Here is a 16,030-nt window from a genome sequence, read left to right on the forward strand (position 1 = left end):
CTCCTTCACACGAGGAGTCCCTTCTTTTTGACCACGAGCAGCAAGAGCGGCAACAATAGCCAAATCAAGCTCATATAAGACCCAAACGCCCCAGCCAGCGCGATGCTGGCCAGCAGAGAATTGTACAAGAAATGTCCGATCATAACGGCACCGAGCCCATACTGTCGATACAGAAAGAAAAAAAGTGGGCCGATCAACAAGCTCAGTTCGATCACACGTAAATACCACGGGGACACGTTGTATAACAGATGTCCCAACGACCAGATCAGGGAGGAGATGAGCACAGTTGCCACTCCCGATTTGAACAAGCGGCGCAACCAGATCGCGCTGAGCTTGCGATAGATCAGTTCTTCAAACACAGCCGCGCTCAGCGGGGCGAGCAAGGGCAGCAAAAAGGGCCACCAGAATAGCGCGATCGCTTCTTGCGCTTGCAGATCGGACACCCAAGCCCCTAGCGGCGCCGAGGCCCACAAGAACAGCGTGCTGGCACCTGCTAAACAACCAAAGACCCCATATCCGGCCACCACTTGCTGTTCCAACCACCCATTCTCCTGTAACCGCTCTTTCCACGGCCAGCGCCCCTGCCAAGCGAGTGTAAGGGCGAAAAAGACGATTGCTCCGATCGCCAGCGCCTGGAACAGACCGACCAGAGTGGGAGCTAGTAGCCATTTGATGAGGGCGATACATCCGCTAACGATTGCTTCACCGTACGGTCGGCGCTCGGCACGTCCGTTTTTCCACAGCACATAGATGCCAGCAAGTACAATGCAAGCCACGAGAAGCAGATTCAGATAGCCACCCCCGATCTGTGTCACTGCTTGCCAATCAAAGCGATTTGACACAGTCGCCTCATCTGCTCGTGTGGCTAGGTCCCAAGACCTGCTAGCAACAGAGGTTTCCAAGCGATGAGCGAACGCGACCCAGCGCTCACGATCCAACTCAGCGAGGATCACTTCGCGAAGATCTGCATAGCGGTAACCGCTCTCAAACTCGATCAACACATGATCTGGGCCCTCATTCTTAATAGAAGAAACAGCTAAATGGTCTAGACCATATCGAATGCTTAGTTCCTTGCGCACCGTCTCAATGTGTTCTGCTTGCGAGCCCTCTACTAGTGCTATAGTCGCACCGCGCACACCTTCGACTTGTCCATTTTGTCGGTTCACCAGCACTTCCGTTTCGCCTGAGGTTACCTTCCACATCACCAAAGGTTTGTTGGGATCGCTCGCTTCCTTGCGAAACGCGTCGCTCAATCCGCGCTCTTGAAGGTGGCGCGACACCGTTTGATTCTCTTCTTGCCGCACGATCATCGGCTTTGTGCCGATCCACTGCGCGGCGATCTCTTTCGCCTGTTCCGGTGTGACCACAACGGGTAGGGGAGTGTGCTGTACCGCGCGCACAACGAACAGCTCAGTGAGCAAAAGCACCACTCCGATCAACCCGACAAAAAGCAACCCCCGTAGGCTTCGCACCATCTGTATGTTCTTCCCTCCTTCCACACAATTTACCCAAGTGTAGCACAAATGTGAAAAATAATGTTGACATTCCGAGGTTTTGTCAATATAATATTTGATGCTATGAACCTTACATAGTCCATGAGGATTCTCCTCATCCTTTAAAAAAGCGATGATCACCGAATCATCGTTTTTTTCATGGGATTTTTTATAAAATCTTCATTGCAAAAAGTTCCAAACCTTGTTATATTTGAACAGGATTCTAAAATTATCAGAATTGTTCTTGTTTACTTTGCCCAATTTTAATATACGATGCGAGTGACAGGTATGATCCTGCTCGAAATGGGCAATGTTGATGGATGAGGATGAATTGTTACAGTTCTATGATAATTTCCTAGTTTTTCGATTGTACGCTTGAAAATGCGAACAACATCGTCTACTGTATAGTTGTTGCACAGTTAAGAATCAATAAAAATCACAAAGTGTTAGCGAGACTAAGAAAAATAGATAGCAGGTGAACCCATGGTTTTGTTGGAAAAAATACAGCGTTTTAACAGGCTTTTGCAGAAATCAGCAGCGAATGGCGTCGATTTTATGGAGCTGGCCAAATTGCTCAGCGACATGGTTGACTCGAACGTCTACGTCGTGTCCAAGACGGGTAAAATTCTCGGCTTCGGTCTTGCCGAGTATGAACTGACCCTTGAGTGGAACCAGATCATGACTGTCGAACAGCGTTTCCCGGGCAATTTCAACGAGACGCTGGTCAAGATCTCCGAAACGAAGAAGAACATCGAGAACAAAGAAGCGTTCTACGTGTTTTCCGCTGAGGAGAACGAAGTGTTCAAGAAAAAGAACCTCACCATCGTCCCGATCATCGGCGGCGGCTCGCGTCTGGGTACCTTGGTGTTGGCTCGTCTGAACAACCAGTTCACCGATGAAGACCTGATCCTCTCCGAATATGGCGCGACCGTTGTTGGCATGGAGATCATTCGCTCTGAACAGGAAGAGATTCACGAAAAGGCTCGCCAGCGTGCGATGGTCATGATGGCACTGGAGTCCCTGTCGTTCTCCGAACAAGAAGCGATCCAGCACATTTTCAGAGAGCTGGAAGGCTCCGAAGGTCTCCTCGTCGCGTCCAAGATTGCAGACCGCGTCGGCATCACCCGCTCGGTTATCGTCAATGCGATCCGCAAACTGGAATCGGCAGGCGTCATCGAGTCCCGCTCGCTCGGTATGAAAGGCACGTACATCAAAGTGCTCAACCCGCTCTTCCTCGAACAATTGGAAGCGATGAATAAGTAAATCGGAACGTCCTGACCTCATCGGAGGCAGGACGTTTTTTTGTATCGATCATTCCCTTTGCTCCTGCAGATTGCTGACGATCGCCCGAAATAATCCTTCGGCTGCCAACTCCTGATGCCCCGCTTCTTTTGCTGACCATTCATCCTGCTGATTGGTCAAAAATGCGGTTTCCACCAAAATGGAAGTCACCCGATTTTCCCGCAAGACGTAGTAGTCACCGAAGCGTGCGCCAAGGTCGGGCAGTCCGAGCGAGGCGACCAATTCCTGTTGTGCCTGCCGAGCCAGTTGGTGGTCTGCGCCGTTTTCGCTGTAATAAAAAGTCATCGACCCCGAGATGTTCGCATCGGCATGGGTATTGTAATGCAGCGAAACAAACAGGTCGGCTTGCTCACGCTCTGCGATTTGCACGCGATCATCGAGACTGACAAACGAGTCGTCGTCGCGGGTCATCACGACGCGAGCGCCGGTGGTGAGCAATTTGTTGTACAACGTGCGGGCCAGCGCTAGATTGAGGTCCTTTTCAAACACACCGCTCTGCCGTCCGACCGCCCCCACGTCAAACCCGCCATGTCCGGCATCGAGTACGACCGTCTTGCCGCGCAACCCGCTGTCCAACGATCCATGCACTTCCGGCACGCCGTCAAGCGAGCCTTGCACCTCGGTCAGCCAACTGGCGACCCACGCTTTTTTCTCGCTGTCGATCTGCACTTGCAACCAAGCTCCCGATTTGGCTGTCACCGCAAATTGACTGCCTGCACGACCGCTTACCAGCACTGGGAAATTGGTTCCAGGCCCGGTGCGCAGATTGACTTGTTCTTTGACGATCACTTGCGCCAATCCCGCTTCGACAGGGCGTGATTCGGCCTGTAAAATGGAATGTCCTGGCAGTCGGATGTACTCGGACGCAACATAGCCGATCCTGCCGTCATATTCGATCTCCGTCCACCCATCTTTTCGTTCTTCTTGCACGGCGACGAGCTCATTTTGCTGCAAGGTGCCGAGCACAGTGGCGCCCAGCGCAGGCTCTTGGCGCACGTTTAACTCATCCGCGATCACAGTCGCCTGCATCTGCTCCGACTTGGCTGTCGATTTGGCCTTGTTCTCCGAAGTGGTGACCAGCCAACTCGCCACCCAGCCGGTGCGTTCATCGGGCAGGCGGATCTGTATCCAATCGCCACTGCGCTGCAACAGGGGGTAGCGCGTACCTGGACGAATCGTTGTCACGATCTCATACGACGTAGACGCGCCGCCCCGCACATTGACTTGCACATCGTTTGCTTCCACAACTTCAATCGTCGGGTTCGGAGCGGCGAAACGCGTCCCCGCTTTGACCAGCGATGCGTGAATCCAACCGAAAGCATCTTTGCCGACGCGGACTTGATACCAGTCGTTCATCGTGCTGATCACTTCGAACGAGTCGCCAAAATTGGCGGTGCCGATCACCGTCGTCTCCGTATCGGGCCCGCTTCGAATGTTGACATCGTATGCAGTGACCTTCACAAAGTGGCCTTCTTCTGCAAAGGCGGCCAAGGAAAAAATCAGACTAAACAAAAGCACCAGCGCGATCAACCGATTTCGTTTTTTCACGACCTCCTTGACCCCCTTTTTCCTCCTGTTTGCTCTTTCTCTTCGTGACCATTTTTGTAAAATCCTTCCCTTCGACACCGTTAGATTCCAATCTGTCAGGGAAGACTAAAGACTGTCAAAATGCGACATTCGAGGAGGGCATCATCCATGCGTAAAACGATCCACCAGCAAGTTGCGACTTTCACGAACAAACGACTGATGAACGTCGATTTTCACGATTTTTTGCAAAAGGCGCAGTACATGGAGGATGTTGAATTGGCGAACGAATTTTCGCTCAGCTCTCGCGAAGTGCAGCAGATGCGCGCGAAGATGCAAAAATAGTGGACGCACTTAGGGAGGATGGGTACACTGGTATCTGGAGGTGACGATCTATGCTGATTTGCATCGATCTTGGCGACCTGAAGTACCAGCGAGAAACCGCACGGCTGACCCATCTGTTTTTTGAAGAAGACCCTGTCACCTTCGAAGAGCAAGAGGAGGCCGCCATCTATATAAAGCTGCGTCTGACCGAGCAGCGCGAAGATTATGTGGCAGCCCGCGCTGACCTGTATGACCGGAATCGCGGACAGCACCTGTCGAGCGTGCATGGTCGCAGCGTCACACCACCTGGGGAGGCAGCGCAGAAAAAGCGCAGCAAACAGGCGGTGCTGTGGGTGTTGCACGATGTATTGGAGCAGTTGACAGGCGAGCAGCAACCGTGGGGGATCTTGACCGGGGTCCGACCATTGAAACTCGTCCACAACATGCTGGAAGAAGGAAAGGGCACCGCCGAGATCCGCACGGTGCTCAAGTCGCAGTACCTGATTGCAGACGAGCGCATCGATCTATTGTTGGAGATCGCCGATGTGCAGTTGAAAGCGATGCCCGACCTGTATCAGATTGACAAGCAGGTCTCGCTGTATATCGGCATCCCGTTTTGTCCGACACACTGCGCCTACTGCACGTTCCCGGCCTATTCGATGGAAGACAAGGCGACCTATGCGCCCTCCTTCCTCGATGCGTTGGAGCGTGAATTCGCGCGAATCGGGGAATTTTTGGTGGAGCAATCGATTCCGGTGACCAGCGTATACTTGGGCGGAGGAACACCGACCTCCTTGCAGGCGCCGGAGTTGACCCGCGTTTTTGAAGCGCTATACCGCCACATCCCAGATGCGGACAGATGGCGTGAATTCAGCGTGGAAGCGGGCCGCCCGGACACGATTACCCCCGAGCGCGTCGAGGTGATGCGCAAATATGGTGTCAACCGCATCTCCGTCAACCCGCAAACCTTTAAAGCGGAGACGTTAAAAACGATCGGGCGCGGTCATACGCCAAACATTGTGGATAAGCGTTTCCACCTCGTCAAAGAGGCTGGATTTGAAAACATCAACATGGACATGATTCTCGGACTTCCTGGCGAGTCGGTCGAAGATGTTCGCCACACCAGAGAGCGAATCGAAGCTTTGATGCCCGATTCGGTCACCGTGCACACGATGTCCTTCAAGCGCACGTCAGACGTGACGAAAGAAAAAGACTCTTACGACATCCCGCACACGCACATCGTTCGTCAAATGATGGCGGAGACGGCAGCATGGGCGCGAGGACTGGGCTATCATCCGTACTATGTGTATCGGCAAAAAGACATCTTAGGCAACTTGGAGAATGTCGGATATGCCATGCCGGACAAAGACTCGATCTACAACATCGCGATCATGGAAGAGCGTCAAACGATCATCGGACTGGGCGGTGGCGCTTCGACCAAACTGTACAAGAAGGGCGAGTTCCTCGGTCACATCTATAATGCGAAAGAACCGAAGGCGTACGTGGATTCGGTCGATCAAACGACCGACAAAAAGTTGATCAAACTCCGCGAACTGTTTACGGAGTCCGCGATTCCCCGTTCGTAAGTGAACGGGGTTTCTTCTGTGATCGAAACTTTTGTGTTAGACTGGAAGTTAGCAAATCTTGGTGAAGTAGGGGAACGTTTTATGTCTGCAAAAAAGGGTTTGGTAGCAGGCGTTTTTTCACTGGCGGCTGCAGGTTTGATTTCCAAGATTCTCGGGGTTGTCTATATCATTCCGTTTCAAAATATGGCCAAGGATTACGCGATGGGTTTGTACCAAAATGCCTACGCGATCTATGTGGTGATGCTGACGCTAGCCACCGCAGGCATTCCGCTGGCGATCTCAAAGATCGTTTCGGAGCGCAACGCACTGCGTGACTATGCGGGAGCGGATCAGATTTACCGCGTGGGGGCGCGGTTCTTGGCGCTGGCAGGCGTAGTCATCTTCGCGGTGCTGATGCTGCTCGGCGGCTGGATCGGCATCTGGATGGGGGATTATAACTCCGCTACGGCGATCCGAGCACTAGCCTTCGCCTTACTCGTTGTGCCGCTTCTCGCCGCGATGCGCGGCTACATACAAGGGCATCAAGCGATGGCCGTCTCCGGAAATTCGCAGGTCATCGAGCAGTTGGTGCGGGTGACGGTGATCCTGATCGGTGTGTTCATCTCCGTAAGCCTCGGTGCAGAGGCGCGGATTACCGCCGCTGTGGCGACCTTCGCCTCGGTGTTTGGCGCGTTCGTCTCCCTGCTCTTTTTGGGACGTCATGTCGTCAAACAACGCCGGGAAAATCGCAAAAAATACTTACGGCCTTCCACGGAGTCGAACAAAGTGGTGCTAAGGCGCATTTTAAAAGTGTCGATTCCGATCTCGTTGTCGTCGATCGTGCTGCCCCTGTCGCAGATGATGGATTCGTTTACGATCACGAACCTGCTGATGTTCGGCTTCGACTGGACCAAGGAGATTGCGACGGCCGAATTTGGTGTGTATACGGCACGGGCGCTGCGTCTGATCGCATTGCCGCTGTCGCTCGCCGTGGCGGTCGGGTTGTCGCTGATGCCAGCGATCTCCGAAGCGATCGCGCAAAAGAACATCAAGCTGCGCAATGACCGGGTGATCACGGCGTTTCGCTTGACTTCCATTTTCGCCTTTCCGACCGCTGTCGGGCTGTACGTGCTGGCCGGACCGATCGACATCGCGTTGTTCACCGACCTGAAAGGGGCGGATACGATCGCGGCGATTTCCTGGATGGCCGTCTTCTCTTCGTATGAGCTTGTTTGCGCTTACATCTTGCAGGCGATGGGCTTTATGTACCTGCCGATTCGCAACATGTTTGCTGGACTGGGCTTGAAATTGGTGTTGATCTTCGTGCTCGTGCCGAAGTTCGGCATCCTGGGTGCCGGGCTGGCGGCGGTGGTAGGTTATGTGCTGTCTTCGGCGCTGAACTTTGCCTCGGTCAGACGTCTGGCCGAAATCGAGCTGTCTTACAATTCCCTGTTCGGCAAGCCGATACTGTCATCGCTTTTGATGGGTGTGGTCGTATGGATGCTGACGTGGATTCCGCTCGATGTGATCATTCCTTGGCCGCGCATCGAAAGCCTCGTCCTCGTCCTGCTCGGCGGCGTCGTGGGGGCTGTGGTCTTTGGCGCCTTGATGATTATCCAAAAGGGCATCACCAAAGACGAACTGCGCAGGATGCCGGGAGTGAAACGCTTTGTCCGTTAGCTATACTGGACTGCTCAAACAGCGTAACTACCGCTTGCTGTTCTCAGGGCAGGTATTGTCCCAACTGGGCGATGCGATCTATGAGGTCGGCATCGTCTGGTTGGTCTATCAGATGACCGGATCGCCCGCTGCGCTCGGCTGGCTGGTGCTGTGCCAAACGGTTCCGTTTCTTGTGCTCGGATTGATCGCCGGAGCGTATGTCGATCGCTGGGACCGCAGGCTGACGATGATCGTGACCGACGTCTTGCGCGGGGTGGCGGTGTTGTATTTGATGGTGCGCTATCTGACGGGCGGGTTGACCGTGTGGGAAGTGTGCCTCGTGGCCGCTGTGCTCACATCGGCCCGCTCGTTTTTTCATCCGTCGCTTCGGGCGATCTTGCCGCAGATGTTGCCGCGAGACCAGTTGTTGCTCGCCAACTCCTTGTCGGAAAGCGCCAAACGGATTTGCAAAGTCGGCGGGATGCTGCTCGGCGGTGCGCTGATGGCAGCAGAGCGCGCCGATCTGATGCTTGTGATCAACACGGCAAGCTTCTTTCTCTCCTTGTGGACCGTCTGGAAGATCGCGCTGCCTAGTGCCGAACTGACTTCGCCTGCCCCGGTGCGCGCCACGATTTTTCAAGACATTCGAAGCGCGGGCCTTGAGATCGGCCGGACCAAGTCGGTGCTGTTTGCCATCGTGCTTTCCTCGCTCGGCCTGATCGCATCGGCTGGATTGATCAAGATCGGCCTGCCCTTGCTGGCGGGGGAGGGCGACGTTTATGGACTGCTGATGGCCTGCTTTTCGGTCGGCATGTTTGCTAGTGCCGCCCTGATCAAACGATTGTCCAAACTGAGCATCCTCACGCTGGTCGCACTCGGCTGGCTACTCTACGGGGTGGCGTTTGGCGCGCTGGCCTTCACGCCGCCGCTTGTGTTCGCCTGTCTTTTGATAGGGCTGACCGGATTTGCTCATTTTTTGACCGACATTCCGGTGACGACGATCATTCAGCAAAAGATGCCACTACATCGGATGTCCGCCTGCCAGAGCATTTGGGCGACCGCCTCTTTCGGAGCGGAATCGCTAGGTGTTGCGGTTGCTGGGCCACTGCTTGGATTTTTCACCGTGACGTCAGGCTTTGCGCTGGCAGGCGGGATTTTAGTTGGTCTGGGCCTGTTTCCGCTGATAAAATTTCGCAGTCGAGGACAAAATAAACTTGACAGACGAAGTTTGGCTGAGTAAGATTACTCTTAATTCAATCCCTATGAGATCCGATGAACGGGCCAGTAGTCAGGAACCCGCCTAGTCAGAGAGGAGACGCCACGGCTGAAAGTGTCTCTCTAGTGCGCCTTGATGAACGACACCCTGGAGGACCCCCTGTGAAATTCTTGCCGGCAAGATCGGTAGCAGGGTGGCGTGACCGGACGTTACCCGGCGAGTGGAAGCTGTTTTGTGTGCAGCTTCAAGTAGGGTGGTACCACGGGTAGTCACAGCTCCCGTCCCTAAGCGAGTGATCGCTTAGAGACGGGAGCTTTTTATTTTGTTCAAGTATTCTGAGGAGGCCAGTCCCCTATGATGACCAACCGCCCACGGGGCACGAATGACATTCTCCAAGGCGATGTGGAGAAATGGCAATGGATCGAGAAAACGGCACGCGAAGTCTGTCGCCGCTATAACACCGCAGAAGTCCGCACGCCGCTGTTCGAACACACCGAGCTTTTTGCACGCGGCGTCGGTGAAACGACCGACATCGTGGAAAAGGAAATGTATACGTTCCAAGACCGAGGCGAACGCTCTTTGACGCTCCGTCCGGAAGGCACCGCCTCGGCCGTCCGCGCTTTTGTGGAAAGCAAGCTGTACGCACAGCCGCAGCCGACGAAAATGTTCTACATCGGTCCGATGTTCCGCTATGAGCGTCCGCAATCTGGCCGCTATCGTCAATTCCATCAGTTCGGCGTGGAAGTGATCGGCGCGAGTGATCCGAGCATCGATGCAGAAGTGATCGCGCTGGCGATGACCTTTTTCACTGAACTTGGCTTGTCAGGCATCACGCTTGAGATCAACTCGGTCGGCTCGCCAGAAAGCCGCACCAACTATCGCGACGTATTGCGCGCCCATCTGCTCCCTGTCAAAGAAGAGCTTTGCAAAGACTGCCAAAGCCGCTATGATCGCAATCCGATGCGCATCCTCGATTGCAAAGTAGACAAATGCAAGGAACTGACGCAAGGAGCGCCGGAGATGCTCGATCATCTGACCGAAGAAGACCGCGCTCACTTCCAAGCGGTCGTAAGCTACCTCGAATCGTTTGGCATCGCGTACACGATCAACCCGCGCATGGTGCGCGGCCTCGACTACTATACGCAGACCGCTTTTGAGTTTATCGAAAACGGCTCCACCCTGTCTGGAGGCGGCCGCTACAACGGTCTCGTGCAACAGCTGGGCGGGCCGGAGATGTCGGGCATCGGTTTTGCAGTCGGGATCGAACGCGTTTTGATCGCCTTGAGCAATCAACAGGTGGAATTGCCGATCGACAAGGGCATCGACGTCTTTTTCGTCGCGCTTGGCGAGGAAGCGCAAAAGCACAGCGTCAAACTGCTGCAAGAGATGCGCGCTTCTGGCATCGTCGCCGACAAAGACTATCTGGGCAAGAGCATGAAAGCGCAAATGAAAGCAGCCGATCGTCAAGGGGCAAGGCAAGTCGTGATCCTCGGTGATGACGAGCTGGCCCAAGGCGTTGCGAATCTGAAAGATATGGAAACGGGTGAGCAGATCACCGTGCCGCTCTCCGAACTGGTTCAAAAAGTACAAAGCAAGATGTAAGCATGTGCTATTACAGGGGGTACTCCAGATGAGTGAACAACAAACATTGTTTCGCACGCACAACGCAGGCGAACTTCGCAAAGAACATGTAGGGCAATCGGTCGTCCTGAACGGCTGGGTACAGCGCCGCCGCGACCTTGGCAATCTGATCTTCATCGACCTGCGCGACCGTTCCGGCTTCGCACAAGCGGTTTTCCAACCGTCCGAAGATGAACAGCATCAACTGCTGATGGCACAAGGCGACAAGCTTCGCAGTGAATTTGTCATCGCGGTAGAAGGGGTAGTTGCTGCTCGTGAAGCAGCGAATACCAAGATCCCGACCGGGGAGATCGAAGTGAAAGTCACCAAGATCGAAATTCTGAACGCTGCGAAAACCACGCCATTCTACATCCAAGACAACATCGAGGTCGATGAAAACCTGCGTCTGAAATACCGCTACCTCGACCTGCGCCGCGCCGAGATGCAAAAGATTTTCCTGCTCCGCTCGAAAGTGACCACCTACATGCGCAACTTTATGGATCAGAACTCGTTTATCGAAGTCGAAACGCCGATCCTGACCAAATCGACGCCAGAAGGTGCTCGCGACTATCTCGTGCCGTCCCGTGTGCATCCAGGTGAGTTTTACGCTCTGCCGCAGTCTCCGCAACTGTTCAAGCAGTTGCTGATGGTCTCCGGTTTCGAGCGCTACTATCAAATCGCCCGCTGCTTCCGCGACGAAGACCTGCGTGCAGACCGCCAGCCGGAATTTACCCAAATCGACATCGAGCAGTCCTTCCTGTCGATGGAACAGTTCCAAGCGATGATGGAAGAGCTGATGACCGGCGTGTTCAAAGCGACGATCGGTGTGGACATCCCGCGTCCGTTCCCGCGCATCACCTACGGAGAAGCGATGGCTCGCTACGGTTCGGACAAACCGGACATCCGCTTCGGACTGGAACTGCAAGACCTGACAGAGCAAGTGCGCGGCTCCGGCTTTAAAGTGTTCAACCTGGCGATCGAAAACGGTGGGCAAGTCAAATGCATCGTAGCCCCAGGGTGTGCGACCTACTCCCGCAAGCAGATCGACGAACTGGAAGCGTTCGTCAAGCGCTATGGGGCGAAAGGCATGGCTTGGATCGCTGTGCAGGAAGAAGGGGTAAAATCCCCGATCGCCAAGTTTTTCTCTGAGGAAGAACTGGCTGCGATCATCGAACGGGCAGGCGCGCAAAAAGGCGACTTGTTGCTCTTTGCGGCTGACAGCAAAAAGGTGGTGGCCGACTCGCTTGGCGCCCTGCGTTCCAAGCTGGGCAAAGAGCTCGGCCTGATCGACGAGAGCGAGTTCAAGTTCATCTGGGTCACCGAGTTCCCGCTGCTTGAGCATGATGAGGAAGCGAACCGCTACGTGGCCGCTCACCATCCGTTCACGATGCCGATGGAAGAAGACCTGCACCTGCTGGAAACCGATCCGGCAAACGTCCGTGCCAAGGCGTATGACCTGGCCTTGAACGGTTTTGAGCTCGGCGGAGGCTCGATGCGGATCTTCAACCGGGAGATTCAAGAGCGCATGTTCCAAGCGCTCGGCTTTTCGTTGGAAGAGGCGTGGGAACAGTTCGGCTTCCTGCTGGAAGCGTTCGAATACGGCACTCCGCCGCACGGTGGGATCGCACTCGGACTCGACCGCATGATCATGATCATGGCTGGCCGTCAGTCTCTGCGCGATACGATCGCCTTCCCGAAAACGACGTCCGCATCCGACCTGATGACAAACGCACCGTCTCCTGTCGTCATCGAGCAACTCGACTCGCTGCATATCGCGTTGGGCGGGAAAGCGACGACCAGCATCGAAAAACAAGAGGCGGAAGAAACAGAAGCAAAATAGTTCCTAGGAACTATTCGAATTTTCTTGCAACTCAATCTGGGTATATGTTAATATCAAGTCAGAAGAACTCAACTTTGTTTAATCGAAGAGCCCTCCAATGTTGGTGATTGTCTTTCGTTTTGATCCAACATTTTAACAATGGGATGCACGAGAGTCACTGATGGGTGTGCGAGCCGCTGGCCGTTTGGTCGAGGCGGATTACCAAAATCAGTACTGGCAACCCACCTGCGCGAGCGGGTTCAAAACATCGGTAACACGGCTGCGAGGGGTTCTTTGAATACATTGTTGATTTCCAATTAACGATCAGACCCGGCTCTTTTTCAGAGTCGGGTTTTTCTATGGGGTCGCATATGATATAGTAACGGGTAGCAAATCTATAGAGTGGGAAGTGTTATCAGTGATCGAATTGAAAAGCCCTTCTGAAATCCAAGTAATCCGTGAGGCGGGACGTATCATCGCCGAAATCCACCGCGAGATTGCCAAGATGATCCGCCCAGGCATCACGACGATGGAGATCAATGATTTTGCTGATTCGTACATGCGCAGCAAAAACGCGGTGCCAGCTCAAATCGGCTACCACGGTTACCAATATGCGACCTGCGCGTCGGTCAACGATGTGGTCTGCCATGGTTTCCCGTCCAACTACGTTTTGCAAGATGGCGATATCGTCACGATCGATATGGTCGCGCTGCTCGACGGACTGCATGCAGATTCGGCATGGAGCTACGCGGTCGGCAACGTTTCGGACGATGCGAGAAAACTGCTCGATGTGACGCAAGAATGCCTGTTCAAAGGCATCGACAAAGCGGTCGTCGGCAATCGTATCGGCGATATTTCCAACTCGATCCAACTTTATGCTGAATCGCTCGGCTATTCGGTCGTGCGCGAATACATCGGACACGGCATCGGGCGCAAGATGCATGAGGAGCCGCAAGTACCGCATTACGGACCAGCCGGACGCGGACAACGCCTGCGCGAAGGGATGGTCTTCACGATCGAACCGATGATCAACATCGGCAAGCACGGGGTTACGCTCGACGAAAAAGACGGCTGGACGGTCCGCACCGCCGACGGGTCGCTGACGACACAGTACGAACATACGATTGCAATCACAGCGGACGGACCGCAAATTTTGACCGTTCTTTAGTGAAAAAATGAGTGATGGTAAATCCCATCGCTCATTTTTCATTTTAGGATAGGTTTTTAACTCTTTTTCAGATATAATAGTCTTACCAATAATAGAGTAAATTTTCGGGCAAAGGAGTTTGGGAGAAGATGAGAATCGATTTGCGCAGTGATACCGTAACCAAGCCGACAGAAGCGATGCGTAAGGCGATGTACGAGGCGGAAGTGGGGGACATCAACATGTTTGAGGACCCGACCGTACTGAAGCTAGAAGAGATGGCGGCAGAACGCTTGGGCAAGGAAGCGGCGATTCTTGTCACCTCCGGCACGCAAGGAAACCAAGTGGCGATCTTGTCGCAAACAGGTCGCGGCGATGAGATCATCGTCGAGGCGTCTTCGCATATCGTGATGCTCGAAGGCGCGGCGCATGCTGTGCTCGCAGGTGTTCAACCGCGTCAGGTTCCGGGCAAGCGCGGCGTGATGAACCCAGATGATGTGCGTGCAGCCATTCGTCCGATGATCGACCCGCACTATCCAAAATCGGCGATGATCTGCGTCGAGAACACGCACAACTTTCACGGCGGTGTGATCGTCCCGAATGACAACCTCGCGCAATTGCAGGAGATCGCGCAAGAGGCGGGAATTCGGATGCACATGGACGGCGCGCGCGTCTTCAATGCTGCGGTCGCGAGCGGGTTGCCCGTCAGTGAGATCACCAAATATGTGGACACGGTGCAAGTTTGCTTCACCAAAGGCCTCGGGGCACCTGTTGGCTCGATCCTCGCAGGCGATCAAGAAACGATCAATACGGCGCGCCATTGGCGCAAGCGTCTGGGCGGTACGATGCGCCAAGCGGGTGTTGTCGCAGCTCCGATGCTGATATCGCTCACCGAGATGGTCGATCGTCTCGCCGAAGACCACGCCAATGCCAGACTGTTGGCAGAAGGGCTGGCCAACATCGAAGGCGTTGAGATCAACCTCGATGACATCGACACGAACATGATCTATTTTTCGATGAAGGAAGACGGTCCGATCACAGCACGAGATCTGTTGATCGGCTGTTACCACGAAGGTGTGATGGGCGGTATGATGACCCCAGGTCAAATCCGTTTCGTCACCCATCATGAAGTGACGACAGACGATATTCACAAAGCGCTGGAAGTGATCAACCGTGTTGCGAAAAGCAAAGTAACGGCGTAATCGCGTCCCAGCCCAGCCATCCTGGACGGGATGGCTTTTTTCGCATGTAAAAATATGTAGCTTTTTCGAGACGATGCTCTATAATGAAAACAAAGTAATCTTCTCGGAAATGGAGTGTGTCAAATGTATATAGATTTGCGGAGCGATACGGTCACCAAGCCGACCGAGGAGATGCGCAAGGCGATGTACGACGCAGAAGTCGGCGACGATGTGATGCGCGATGATGCGACTGTGATCAAATTGGAAGAAACGGCGGCGGACATGCTCGGCAAAGAAGCAGCTTTGTACGTCTCGTCAGGCACTCTCGGCAATCAGATCGCCATTCAAACGCTGACCCGTCCCGGCGATGAGATCATTTTGGAGCAGGAATCGCACATCTACTTGTATGAAGGGGCTGGTCATGCTGTCTACGCGGGGGTGAGCACCAACACCTTGCCGGGCCACCGCGGTGCGATGAACCCAGAGGATGTGCAAAAGGCGATTCGTACCGCTAACATCCACCATCCCCGCACCGGCCTGATCTGCGTCGAGAACACGCACAACAAGGCGGGGGGCACGATCTTACCGCTCGATCATCTGCACGCCGTTTCGAAGATCGCCAAGGAACATGGCGTACCGATCCATATGGATGGCGCGCGGCTGTTTAACGCGGTGGTGGCGTCTGGCCACCAAGCCACAGCATTTACGCAATATGTGGATACTGTACAGGTCTGTTTCTCCAAAGGGCTTGGCGCTCCGATCGGCTCGATTCTTGCTGGTAGCAAAGAGACGATCGAACAAGCGCGCTATATCCGCAAGCGGATGGGCGGCGGGATGCGCCAAGTTGGCGTGATCGCAGCACCCGCCTTGGTCGCCTTGACCAAGATGGTCGATCGGTTGGCGGAAGACCATGCGAACGCCAAACGGTTTGCAGCAGGCTTGGCAGAAATTGACGGACTGCAGATCGACATCAGCGCTGTGGAGACGAACATCGTGATCGTAAACGTCGCCGGAACGGGGCTGAGCGAAGAAGAGTTTGTCTCCCGTCTGCAAGAAGCAGGGGTGCTGTGCGGCGACTTCGGGCCGGAACTGGTGCGCTTTGTTACGCACAAAGACGTCACCCGAGCGCAGATTGACGAAGCGTTGCTGAAAGTACAGCGCATCGTGCGGGGAGTTGCGTAAC

Annotated in this window: 12 protein-coding genes, 1 other RNA gene and 1 other annotated feature; of the genes, 11 read left to right on the top strand and 2 right to left on the bottom strand. The window is 54.3% G+C overall.

The genetic code is table 11. The features are described 5' to 3' along the window. Positions 1-5 precede the first annotated feature (5 nt). Positions 6-1,475, bottom strand: coding sequence for a CPBP family intramembrane glutamic endopeptidase (locus CIG75_RS06830; protein WP_094235964.1), 1,470 nt, complete (start codon positions 1,473-1,475; stop codon positions 6-8). A 501-nt stretch (positions 1,476-1,976) separates the two neighbouring features. Between CIG75_RS06830 and codY the strand changes: the two genes are divergently transcribed. Further along, complete coding sequence (gene codY / locus CIG75_RS06835) at positions 1,977-2,756, top strand: GTP-sensing pleiotropic transcriptional regulator CodY (RefSeq protein WP_094235965.1); 780 nt, start codon at positions 1,977-1,979, stop codon at positions 2,754-2,756. A gap of 48 nt (positions 2,757-2,804) precedes the next feature. Here codY and CIG75_RS06840 read toward each other — a convergent pair whose 3' ends face one another. Then, positions 2,805-4,343 (bottom strand): N-acetylmuramoyl-L-alanine amidase family protein, encoded by a 1,539-nt coding sequence (locus tag CIG75_RS06840; RefSeq protein ID WP_157729430.1) that lies wholly within the window; start codon positions 4,341-4,343, stop codon positions 2,805-2,807. Positions 4,344-4,490: 147 nt separating this feature from the next. Here CIG75_RS06840 and CIG75_RS20930 point away from each other — a divergent pair, with 147 nt between their 5' ends. From CIG75_RS20930 to CIG75_RS06885, 10 genes are all read left to right on the top strand, one after another. After that, positions 4,491-4,664, top strand: a complete 174-nt coding sequence (locus tag CIG75_RS20930; RefSeq protein ID WP_172844427.1) for a hypothetical protein — start codon at positions 4,491-4,493, stop codon at positions 4,662-4,664. Between the two features lie 50 nt (positions 4,665-4,714). Next, positions 4,715-6,229 (top strand): coproporphyrinogen dehydrogenase HemZ, encoded by a 1,515-nt coding sequence (gene hemZ / locus CIG75_RS06845; RefSeq protein ID WP_094235967.1) that lies wholly within the window; start codon positions 4,715-4,717, stop codon positions 6,227-6,229. An 81-nt stretch (positions 6,230-6,310) separates the two neighbouring features. Then, positions 6,311-7,888, top strand: a complete 1,578-nt coding sequence (locus CIG75_RS06850; RefSeq protein WP_094235968.1) for a putative polysaccharide biosynthesis protein — start codon at positions 6,311-6,313, stop codon at positions 7,886-7,888. After that, positions 7,878-9,107, top strand: coding sequence for an MFS transporter (locus CIG75_RS06855; protein WP_094235969.1), 1,230 nt, complete (start codon positions 7,878-7,880; stop codon positions 9,105-9,107). Before CIG75_RS06850 ends, CIG75_RS06855 begins: the two co-directional genes overlap by 11 nt. Positions 9,108-9,130: 23 nt before the next feature. Continuing rightward, positions 9,131-9,372: a binding site (T-box leader), on the top strand. A 65-nt stretch (positions 9,373-9,437) separates the two neighbouring features. Then, on the top strand, positions 9,438-10,685 hold the full coding sequence (gene hisS, locus CIG75_RS06860) for a histidine--tRNA ligase (RefSeq protein ID WP_094235970.1): 1,248 nt from the start codon (positions 9,438-9,440) through the stop codon (positions 10,683-10,685). A 28-nt stretch (positions 10,686-10,713) separates the two neighbouring features. Then, positions 10,714-12,543 carry an aspartate--tRNA ligase gene (gene aspS, locus CIG75_RS06865; protein ID WP_094235971.1) on the top strand — a complete coding sequence of 610 codons (1,830 nt, stop codon included), beginning with the start codon at positions 10,714-10,716 and terminating at the stop codon, positions 12,541-12,543. 86 nt (positions 12,544-12,629) lie between these two features. After that, a non-coding RNA gene (ssrS, locus tag CIG75_RS06870) (6S RNA) lies at positions 12,630-12,817 on the top strand. Between the two features lie 123 nt (positions 12,818-12,940). Continuing rightward, positions 12,941-13,690, top strand: a complete 750-nt coding sequence (map, locus tag CIG75_RS06875; RefSeq protein ID WP_094235972.1) for a type I methionyl aminopeptidase — start codon at positions 12,941-12,943, stop codon at positions 13,688-13,690. A 128-nt stretch (positions 13,691-13,818) separates the two neighbouring features. Beyond that, positions 13,819-14,868, top strand: a complete 1,050-nt coding sequence (locus CIG75_RS06880) for a threonine aldolase family protein (RefSeq protein ID WP_094235973.1) — start codon at positions 13,819-13,821, stop codon at positions 14,866-14,868. A 123-nt stretch (positions 14,869-14,991) separates the two neighbouring features. Beyond that, entirely contained in the window at positions 14,992-16,029 is a 1,038-nt protein-coding gene (locus tag CIG75_RS06885; protein ID WP_094235974.1) for a threonine aldolase family protein, read from the top strand. The last annotated feature ends 1 nt before the right edge of the window (position 16,030 follow it).

It is taken from the genome of Tumebacillus algifaecis (assembly GCF_002243515.1).
GTDB lineage: Bacteria > Bacillota > Bacilli > Tumebacillales > Tumebacillaceae > Tumebacillus_A > Tumebacillus_A algifaecis.

Excerpts from the sequence above, each read along its gene's own strand:
- CIG75_RS06830 (WP_094235964.1), bottom strand. The coding sequence starts at position 1,475 with ATGGTGCGAAGCCTACGGGGGTTGCTTTTTGTCGGGTTGATCGGAGTG.
- codY (WP_094235965.1), top strand. The coding sequence starts at position 1,977 with ATGGTTTTGTTGGAAAAAATACAGCGTTTTAACAGGCTTTTGCAGAAA.
- CIG75_RS20930 (WP_172844427.1), top strand. The coding sequence starts at position 4,491 with ATGCGTAAAACGATCCACCAGCAAGTTGCGACTTTCACGAACAAACGA.
- hemZ (WP_094235967.1), top strand. The coding sequence starts at position 4,715 with ATGCTGATTTGCATCGATCTTGGCGACCTGAAGTACCAGCGAGAAACC.
- CIG75_RS06850 (WP_094235968.1), top strand. The coding sequence starts at position 6,311 with ATGTCTGCAAAAAAGGGTTTGGTAGCAGGCGTTTTTTCACTGGCGGCT.
- hisS (WP_094235970.1), top strand. The coding sequence starts at position 9,438 with ATGATGACCAACCGCCCACGGGGCACGAATGACATTCTCCAAGGCGAT.
- aspS (WP_094235971.1), top strand. The coding sequence starts at position 10,714 with ATGAGTGAACAACAAACATTGTTTCGCACGCACAACGCAGGCGAACTT.
- CIG75_RS06880 (WP_094235973.1), top strand. The coding sequence starts at position 13,819 with ATGAGAATCGATTTGCGCAGTGATACCGTAACCAAGCCGACAGAAGCG.
- CIG75_RS06885 (WP_094235974.1), top strand. The coding sequence starts at position 14,992 with ATGTATATAGATTTGCGGAGCGATACGGTCACCAAGCCGACCGAGGAG.